The organism is Methanomethylovorans sp. (assembly GCF_041305605.1).
Lineage (GTDB): Archaea > Halobacteriota > Methanosarcinia > Methanosarcinales > Methanosarcinaceae > Methanomethylovorans.
Genome location: NZ_JBFYLB010000089.1, coordinates 1 through 9,391 on the forward strand (window position 1 = coordinate 1; position 9,391 = coordinate 9,391).

Genomic DNA, 9,391 nt, shown 5'->3' on the forward strand with positions numbered 1-9,391 from the left:
CGGGCATCTCTTTTTACATTGTGGACACCCAGCTTTTTTTGCTTGGTCTCTCCTGCATACGCAAGATCCAGAATCTCGCTGTTCTGGAATAGGGACAATTGTATAGGATTACCACAAACGGCTATCCTCTGAATACTGGAAGGATCAACATCGAATCTTTCCAGCACTTTTTTCACAGCTTCTATCATCAATCCATGGGCCACATCCTTACCTGTGTTAATGGCAAAATCCAGATGGTCCATCACATTCCCTCCTGGGAGAGGATGTCCCATAGTGATCACAGTTTTGATAGTTTCCCTTGATCTGATATCTATCAGCTGGGATCTGAAACCGCTAGTCCCAAGGTCCAATGCAATTACATACATGAGATTTCCTTCAAAAAGTATTTCACCTGATTAAACGCTAAGGTTTGTTTTGAGGGCACTATGATATATATTTTGTGCTTTAATATGTCTGTATGAAAACCGAGCTGGAAATGATTTAAGAGAATAAGCCACTGAAACTTATTCTTAGACTCATCTAGAACTTCCAGGATATCTTAATAAGATGATGAATTTTAAAGATGTCATCGTATTTATATTTTATTATCCTAGGAAATCAATTCAAGCCGGGGAGTAAGGGAATAAAGATCATTCTGCAAACTTAAGAATAGTAGTCTTAAGAGTACTAAGGTCCACTATAGGCACCTGTGCAGGAGTGGGGACGACATTCACTCTTTTCTGAAACTCTGTCTGGGACTGCCATGTACCCGAGTTCACTAATAGGACATTTTTATACCATTCCACACCCACTGTATGTACATGACCACAATGTAGTATGTCCGGCACCTGGCCAATAACAAAATGATCCTGCTTTTCAGGAGCTATAGAGACTCTGCTACCGTAAATAGGAGAAAGGTGCCTTCTTTTCATCATTTCCACCATAGCCTTTGTGGGTTCCTGATAAGATACACCCGGAATCGATGCCACCAGATCATCGATGGACCTGCCATGATATATCATAAGCTTAACACCATCAAGATCAACGACTGAAGGGTTTCCCACGAAAGTAACATTTTCAGAGAAATCAGCCCGTATGTTCTCCGGCAGCATGGGCTGGGGCTCTGCCTGCCTCACAGCATCATGATTACCAGGAGATATTATTACTGTGATGTGCCTGGGTATTTCACTAAAATATTCTGCAGCCTTTTTATACTGTTCATATACATCCTGTATCTTTAATTCCATCTCCTGCCCGGGATAAATGCCTACGCCATCAACCAGGTCCCCGGCAACAACAAGATAACGTACTTCTTTGGACAACGCAGCCATTGCTTCATTGTCAGTATCTCCTTTGAGGAAATCAATAAAATGATACCATTGTTCCTCTAAAAATGTGGAACTGCCTATATGAACATCAGAAGTCAGCACAGCTTTACCGTACGACCTTCTTCTTTGACCCAGAGTGTTCGGCAAGTCTGGAATAGTGATCTTTTTAGCAATAAGCAGCTTGCCATCATTAGTGAGAGCACCCGTAATACCTATCACTTCATCCAGTATAAAACGACTGGCCAGTTCGAACAACTCTTTATCAGCCATTCGTACCAACACCGAGATGGAACCGGTAGTATCTTCAAGTTCTATCATCTTATGACCGTTACTTGTGCTTTTAATGTCTGAGACCATGCCAATGATAGAAACTTCGTTCATATCCTTATCCATGCCCTCGCGGCGCCCTATGCCTTTGTTACGGTACTTGTTCAGACTTTCTATGGGTCTTGAATTTAATCTGCCTCTGATCATCTCACTTAACCTGCTATATCTATTCCTGAAAAACTGGACGAATTCCATGTACTCTCCTACACATGTGGAATTATCTGTGATGTCCAGTAGAACATCAACAGGATTATCTGAATGAACAGGGTTAATAGCAGAACCTATTGGGGCAATTATCTTAGGAATGGCCGGAAGGTTATTAGCAAGAGATTGTTTTACAGGCACCTCATACTTTTCCTGAAAACTGTTTTCATTAATATGTTCATCAATATGTTCAATATCCACTACTAAAACGGAAGGGGCCATGTTCTTTAAGATACGATTAACAAGGCTGCGTGGATTGCAATGGCAACATATCAATTCCACAGCATTCGGACTTATCTGGTATCCTTCTTCCAGGAAAACGGTAATCACTTCGATCTGATTCATAGAGGATCAGGTATAGGAATAGCGAAACATTTTTATCACAGATTTTCAATCCCTGGGCCCTCCAAGAAGGGCAACGTGGCCTATATGCTATGTTCTTATATAGTTGTAATGGGAAGGAAGAAACTACTGTATAATTCTTATCTAAAAGCGTCCGGTGAAACAATGGATCTAAAGGAAGGCATTAGAACTTTTCAGGAAAGCGATAATTTTTTCATTTCACTTGCCAGGGATATAGTATCTGTAGCTGCAGCTGTGCTGGTATTTTCAACCATTTCATACCTGATATTTGGTATGTGGGCACCAATGGTCGCTGTAGAATCCGGTAGCATGGAACCACATATGAATATCGGGGACATAGTTTTCATCCAAAATATTGAGAGGACATCAGTAATAACAAAAGCTGATGCTTCCAGCGATTATGTATCATTTAAGGATAACGGAGATGTGATATTATACAGGCCGTATGGAAGGGAAGATGTAACACCCATTATACACAGGGCAATGTACTTTGTGAAAGCAGGAGAACCTATGTGGGAGGGAGGAGCAGTGGCTCCTCATGATGGTTACATCACCAAAGGCGACAATGAAAAAACAAATATGATATATGATCAGCAAGGACAAATAAGCTATCTCACACCAGTAAAAGAAGAATGGATCATAGGAATTGCCAGATATCGCATACCTTATATAGGAAAGATAAGGCTGATGTTGCCTTTCTGATATTACTTTTTTACCAGAGAACAACATCATAAATGCATTTGAGTAGTAATTACAGGTTTGAAATTTTCAAGGGGTTTAAGCCTATAATCTTCAAAAAGTACACGCTGTGTACTGGAAACAGGAACACTCAAAATTATTTCTTTTGTTCTTCCATATCTACCTTTACTTACCACAAGAGCATTGACTATACCAAGCATATCAAGTTCTGACATCAAGTCAGTCACACGTCTTTGAGTTAAAATGTCCATGTCTACATTGATACAAAGCTGACGGTAAACATTATAGACTTCTCCAGTGGTAACATTCTTGTAACCATTGTTCCTCAAATTAATGACAGCACAAAGTGCAAGTTTTGACTGAGTTGGAAGAGTTTTTACAACTTCTATAACACGATCTACTTCTATTTTATCTTGAGCCCTGCGAACATGTTCTTCCTGTACATGTGGTTTCTTTTCACGCTCAGCAAGTTCTCCTGCAACTCTTAGAAGATCTAATGCACGTCTTGCATCTCCATGTTCCTGAGCTGCAAAAGCTGCACATAAAGGAATAACGCTTTCCTCCAGAACACCGCTTTTATAAGCTATTTCTGCTCTTTCCACTAAGATATCGCTGATTTGATCAGCATCATAAGGCGGGAAAATAATTTCTTCTTCTCCAAGCGAACTTTTCACTCTAGGATCCAAAAACTCAGTGAATTTTAGATCGTTAGAAACTCCGATCATGCTCACTTTAGCCTGCTTGAGATCAGAATTTGCCCTGGAAAGATTATATAGTACATCATCTCCTTTTTTAACAAGCTTATCTATTTCGTCAAGAATAATAATAATAACTTGTTTTTTCGAATCTACAGCTTCTTTGAATTTCGCAAAAACTTGATCGGTAGGCCAACCAGTCATCGGCACATCTTCTCCAAACTGTCTTGCCAGATTAGCAAGCAGTCTGTATTGTGTATCTATGACTTCACAATTAACATAAACCACACTACATTGGACATTGAGTTGCTCACCTATTCTTTCCAGTTCTCTGCCGACATGCCGTGAAGCAGCTGTTTTGCCAGTGCCTGTCTTGCCATAGATAAGAATATTAGAAGGTGTGTCGCCCCTGAGAGCCGAGACCAATATGGTTGCAAGATTATTTATTTGCTCATCTCTGTGCACTAAGGTGTCAGGAGTATATGTCGGCCTCAAAACTTCCTTGTTATTGAAAATAGGTTCAGTCGCAAGTAGCTCCTGAAACAGACCATCTAAAGCTTTGTTTTGCATTTTGATTACCATCCTACCACTGAAGACCTCGGATCCAACATGCAAACGCGAAATGATCTAAAAATAGACCATCTAAGATATGTGCATAGCACAAGATACCAAAAGAAGAAATACACTCTTCTATGACTCAGTATCTTTAAACAGAACGGAATATTGTAAGCAAGTGAATCCTTTATCTCATCCTTTTCTTCCAATCGCTACATTGGAAATTAGGGTTATTAACGGTTATGGTGATTACCCCTTTACTTCCATTGCAGCAATTTATAAAAATAATGTCTTGTAAAAAAATCAATATCAGACACCTTTGTAAATGTTTGGAAAATGAAGACATATATTTAATTAAGCATTTCAAATGGAGTTCAAAATATCTAAACCCCTTTATTTCTACTGGAGAGTTTATAAAGGGGAGAGACCCTATTATTTCCACTGGAGTCCATAAAAAAAAATTGGTGAACAATTTTTAACTATATGAAAAAAACAGCTTACGTCCATTATTCAATTTATAGTATTTAAATCTTTCTTGTAAATGCAAAAGACTATCTTTATATTTTGAGTTCTTATTGAAATCATAGAGACAAATGACTTTTACCTAAACGTTCCAGTAGAAATCATGGGGTTCCCTTGTACATACAGTAAAATGAAATTCATTTAAAGCCTAACCTGTAAAATTGCAAACATAATAGTTTTAAACATCCCCGCTATTCTAACAGCAAATGCAGGAACATGGACAAAACTGGAAAGATGTTAAGTCTTCTTTGATACAAGCAAAATCAAAAGATCTTCCCTATGAAAAAGTACTCAGTTCCATGTGTACTTATCCTCATCCTATTGCAATTGAGGCACATAAAATGTTCATTGAATCTAACATGGGAGATTATGGTCTTTTCATGGGAACATATGAACTTGAACAAAAAGTCTTGGCAATGCTTGGAGATCTATTGCATAATTCTCATCCTTACGGTTATCTTACGACAGGAGGAACTGAGTCAAATATTCAAGCTGTTAGAGCTATGCTTAATGCTTGTAAATCTATTAGAAATCCAAATATTATAGTACCTGCATCGGTTCATTTTTCTTTTGATAAGATAGCTGACATTCTTAAAATTAATGTACTTAAAGCTCGGGTGCTTTCTGATCTTGTTGTAGATACTGAGCATGTAATATCCCTTATAGATCAAAACACAGTTGGACTTGTTGGTATTGCCGGTTCCACCGAATTTGGTCAGGTAGATCCGATTTCCGATTTATCAAAAATTGCTATTGATAACAGTATTTTCCTTCATGTAGATGCAGCTTTTGGAGGTTTTGTTCTTCCTTTTGTCAGTCAGCATGTACCATTTGATTTTTCTCTTCCTGGCGTGACTTCAATTGCAATAGACCCTCATAAAATGGGTATGAGTACAATTCCTTCAGGAGCATTGCTTTTCAGGGAAGAAAAAATGATGGACTTTCTTAGAGTAGACACTCCGTATTTGACCATCAGTAGCCAGTTTACTCTAACTGGAACGCGCAGCGGAGCTTCAGTGGCGGGAACATATGCTGTAATGAAACATTTAGGAAAAGAAGGTTACTGTCAAATTGTTGACAGATGCATGTCGCTCACTCACTTACTTTTAAACGAGGTTAGAAATATTGGAGTTAATCCTGTTATTGATCCCGTAATGAATATTATAGCTTTATCTGTATCGCAGCCAAAGAAGATTCGTAAAGAATTAGCCACTCAATTTGGCTGGCAAGTTTCAATAACAAAACAACCCCCTTCAATAAGGCTTGTTATCATGCCTCATATGACAGAAGCAAACATTTTAGCCTTCAGTAGAGACTTGAAACATGTCCTTGAACAAGTTCAGTTTTCTGAAAATAATGAATCTGAAAAAGACAGGATTTTTGACGGGACCGGTAACATGTCTTAAGAAACTAACGGCTTTGAACGCTCATAAAAGCGTTTTTAAGACTCAAGACATGTTCCGGTTAAGTATTGAGGGGATGTATCAAATATTGGGAATTGATGACACCTGGCCTTGAAGCTTGTAAGGCGTGTATTCATCGATCCCTCGCATAATAGATAGTAATCCTGCAGTAGATATAAAAGAAGACCAAGCAGGGTGAAAGTATTAATTGGCAACACGTTAATAAGATAAAAATAAATATCAATATATCACAAGGTTAACCATGAAAACATCATTTCAAATAGGGAAAATTCTTGGCATACCCATTAAATTACATATTACCTTTTTGCTCATACTGCCGGTATTTGCCCTGGTATTTGCTACAAATCCCGCTCCCTTTGGTTTTCAGAACCAGACATCTCCACTGATGAGTTATCTTTTATCCTTTACAACTACCATACTTCTGTTTTTCTGCGTACTTCTCCATGAACTAGGTCACTCCTATGTAGCTCAAAGATACGGTGTAGAAATAAAAGACATTACTCTGATGCTCATTGGTGGCGTCTCATCTATGGAGGAGATACCCAGGAATCCTTCACAAGAACTTAAAATGGCTTTTGCAGGTCCCCTTGTGAGTCTTATTATTGGTTTCACCATTTTCGTATCCAATTTCCTGGTAGCCTCTATGATAGCTTCTTATGGAGCAACGTCTATTTACATGATGTTCAATATTCTGAGTTCCATAAACATAGTTCTAGGCCTTTTTAACCTCTTGCCAGCTTTTCCAATGGATGGTGGGCGTGTTCTCAGGGCCTGGTATGCCAAAAGAATGAACTACATACAAGCCACACACTACGCTGCTTCCGTGGGAAAGCTTTTTGCTTTTCTTATGGGAATAGTCGGGCTTTTCTCTAATGCCTGGCTTATATTAATAGCATTTTTCGTTTACATAGGAGCTTCTGAAGAAGACAGGTCTACAACGGTTACTGTAACCCTTGAAAAATACTCAGTTTCAGATGTCATGACCCCAAATGTTACATCAGTATCCCCATATATGACCATTGAAAATCTATTACATTTCATGTTCGAGCACAGACACATGGGTTACCCTGTTATGGAAGGCAATTCTTTAAAAGGTATTGTAACGTTAACCGATGTTCATAAAGTACCTCCTCTTGAAAGAGCTGTCTTGCAAGTAAGAGATATCATGACCACAAGTGTGTTTTCATTGACTGCAGATGCTAAGGCTGCAGATGCCTTCAAATTGATGATGTCAAATAATATAGGAAGAGTTCTAGTTATCGATTCCAATGGATCTGTAGTAGGTATTCTTTCCAGGACAGACCTGATGAGAGCAATGATGCTTTCTAATGAACAGTTGTAACTAGATGAAGAATAATAGAATGAGTCTAAAAACGGTTAAAAAACTAATGGCTGTTGTTCCAGCAAAGTTTGTGAGGTATGTATTGTGAAAAACTCAGTTCATGAAGAAGATAGGGCTATTTCTGCTCCCCACAGCGGTACTGCTTCTTCTACGGATATATCTGTTTACAATTCGGATTCTTCTGGTAATTCAGGCACTGTCATAACTGACACATGTCCTGCTGAAAACCAGCAGGGTTGTTATGATCTGTCATCTCCTTCTTCGGAGGAAAACGATTCGCAGACCGAGCCTTCCCGAATCATTATAATCGGTACGGCTCATGTGTCTGAAAAAAGTGTTGCTGAAGTCAATGAAGCTATAGAAAGGGAAAAACCTGATATTGTTGCTGTAGAGCTGTGCAAACCTCGTTATGATAGCCTCAAAGGTAAAACCGTTGATACCGAAGTCCCTATCAAGGATATTCTTAAAGGAGGCAAGATATATCAGTACATGATACACATGCTTCTGGCCCATGTACAGAAAAAGTTTGCAGATGATATGGGAGTGCAGCCTGGTGCCGAGATGATCAAGGCAATAGATGCTGCTGAAATACATGGGGCACGAATAGCGCTCATTGACAGGGATGTGCAGGTTACTTTACAAAGATTCTGGAGCAAGATGGGCTTCATGGAGAAATTAAAGATGCTTGCAGGTCTGGTAGCAGCTGTTTTAGGTCTTGGTGGCACCAAGGATATTGATATGAATACCATTACCAATCAGGACATTGTCACGATGCTGGTGGAAGAATTCCGCGGTACTTCCCCCAATGCTGTGAAAGTACTGATAGATGAAAGGGATGCCTACATGGCCTCAAATCTTATAAGACTTGCATCCGGAGGTGGGAAAAAGATCATTGCTGTTGTGGGTGCAGGTCATAGGGCAGGTATACAGAATTATCTGTTGCATCCGGAAACCCTTCCACGTCTGGAATCTGTCGACGAGATTCCGAAGAAAAGGTTCAGTTTTTTGAAACTTTTTGGTCTTATAATGCTAGCGATCCCACTGGCAGCCTTTGCATTGCTGTTAATTTCAGGAGTATCCCTAAAAACCCTTGGTATAGTGTTCGTGTGGTGGTTTCTCATCACCGGGGGTTTAAGTGCTCTGGGTACTGCGTTGGCAAGAGGACATCCTTATTCGATATTAACATCCTTTTTGGTGGCTTGGATGACCACTCTTAATCCGGCTGTAGCTGCGGGATGGTATGCGGGACTCAGAGAAGCAAAATATCGCAATCCTACCACCAAGGACCTGAAGAATCTAGTGGAAGCGGAATCAATGAAAGATATGATGAGGAACAATTTCTTCAGGGTCCTTCTAGTGACATCTCTGGCCAATCTGGGAGCTATGGCAGGTAGTATCGTGGGTGCTTATGTGATACTCCAGATACTGGGGATCGAAGCCAAGGATTTCCTTGAGTCTGCTTTGAATGCAGGCCTGGCGGTACTAGGTCTCTGATTTCTAAAATTCAAAAAATGAAAGAAAAAGAAAAGTTCAGCTTCGGCCTCAGAAGAGGTCGTGAAGCCTGAACTGGTATTTTCCGAGCTTTCCATCGTAGTTACCGGCAGTGATCTTCTTAATACCGGGAACTGTTACAGCTGCCTTGATACCAACAGCCATTGCTTTCTTAATGGCTTCTTCGCTGACACCATTAATGACGATCTCATACACTGATTTTACATCTGCAGGGATTTGAGTGTCAGGCACCTTGTCTCTGATGGAAGGACAGTACTTCTCGTTGGCTGTGGCCTTCATGAACTTGGCATACTTGTTAGAACCTGCCTTGGAACCGCTTGCAACAATACCACCTGGGAAAGGTGTGATCGTACCTTCCAGTTCCTTGATGGCGTCAACAGCAACCTCGGCGGCTGTTAATGCACTCATCTGGCTATCACCCAGGATGAAGAAGTTACCACC

6 protein-coding genes and 2 pseudogenes are annotated in these 9,391 nt (G+C 39.9%); 4 read left to right on the forward strand and 4 right to left on the reverse strand.

What is annotated here, in order from left to right:
- Together ACCM36_RS05955 and ACCM36_RS05960 are read right to left on the reverse strand one after the other, a co-directional pair.
- Positions 1–365, reverse strand: a pseudogene (locus tag ACCM36_RS05955) (methylamine utilization protein); the annotation flags it as partial.
- A 264-nt stretch (positions 366–629) separates the two neighbouring features.
- Complete coding sequence (locus ACCM36_RS05960) at positions 630–2,183, reverse strand: DNA-directed DNA polymerase II small subunit (protein ID WP_370572838.1); 1,554 nt, start codon at positions 2,181–2,183, stop codon at positions 630–632.
- Positions 2,184–2,345: 162 nt separating this feature from the next.
- Here ACCM36_RS05960 and ACCM36_RS05965 point away from each other — a divergent pair, with 162 nt between their 5' ends.
- A complete protein-coding gene (locus tag ACCM36_RS05965) occupies positions 2,346–2,903 on the forward strand; it encodes a S26 family signal peptidase (RefSeq protein WP_370572839.1) in 558 nt (185 codons plus the stop codon).
- Positions 2,904–2,929: 26 nt separating this feature from the next.
- Here the strand turns inward: ACCM36_RS05965 and ACCM36_RS05970 are convergent, their stop codons facing one another.
- On the reverse strand, positions 2,930–4,165 hold the full coding sequence (locus ACCM36_RS05970) for an ORC1-type DNA replication protein (RefSeq protein ID WP_370572840.1): 1,236 nt from the start codon (positions 4,163–4,165) through the stop codon (positions 2,930–2,932).
- 713 nt (positions 4,166–4,878) lie between these two features.
- On the opposite strand from ACCM36_RS05970, the gene mfnA reads away from it, so the two are divergent.
- The 3 genes from mfnA to ACCM36_RS05985 all read left to right on the forward strand — a co-directional run bounded on the left by mfnA (position 4,879) and on the right by ACCM36_RS05985 (position 8,932).
- A complete protein-coding gene (gene mfnA / locus ACCM36_RS05975) occupies positions 4,879–6,078 on the forward strand; it encodes a tyrosine decarboxylase MfnA (protein WP_370572841.1) in 1,200 nt (399 codons plus the stop codon).
- A 259-nt stretch (positions 6,079–6,337) separates the two neighbouring features.
- Positions 6,338–7,438: a CBS domain-containing protein gene (locus ACCM36_RS05980; protein WP_370572842.1), complete on the forward strand. Its 1,101-nt coding sequence runs from the start codon at positions 6,338–6,340 to the stop codon at positions 7,436–7,438.
- An 84-nt stretch (positions 7,439–7,522) separates the two neighbouring features.
- Positions 7,523–8,932, forward strand: a complete 1,410-nt coding sequence (locus tag ACCM36_RS05985) for a TraB/GumN family protein (RefSeq protein WP_370572843.1) — start codon at positions 7,523–7,525, stop codon at positions 8,930–8,932.
- Between the two features lie 48 nt (positions 8,933–8,980).
- Here the strand turns inward: ACCM36_RS05985 and ACCM36_RS05990 are convergent.
- A pseudogene (locus ACCM36_RS05990) lies at positions 8,981–9,391 on the reverse strand (formylmethanofuran--tetrahydromethanopterin N-formyltransferase); the annotation flags it as partial.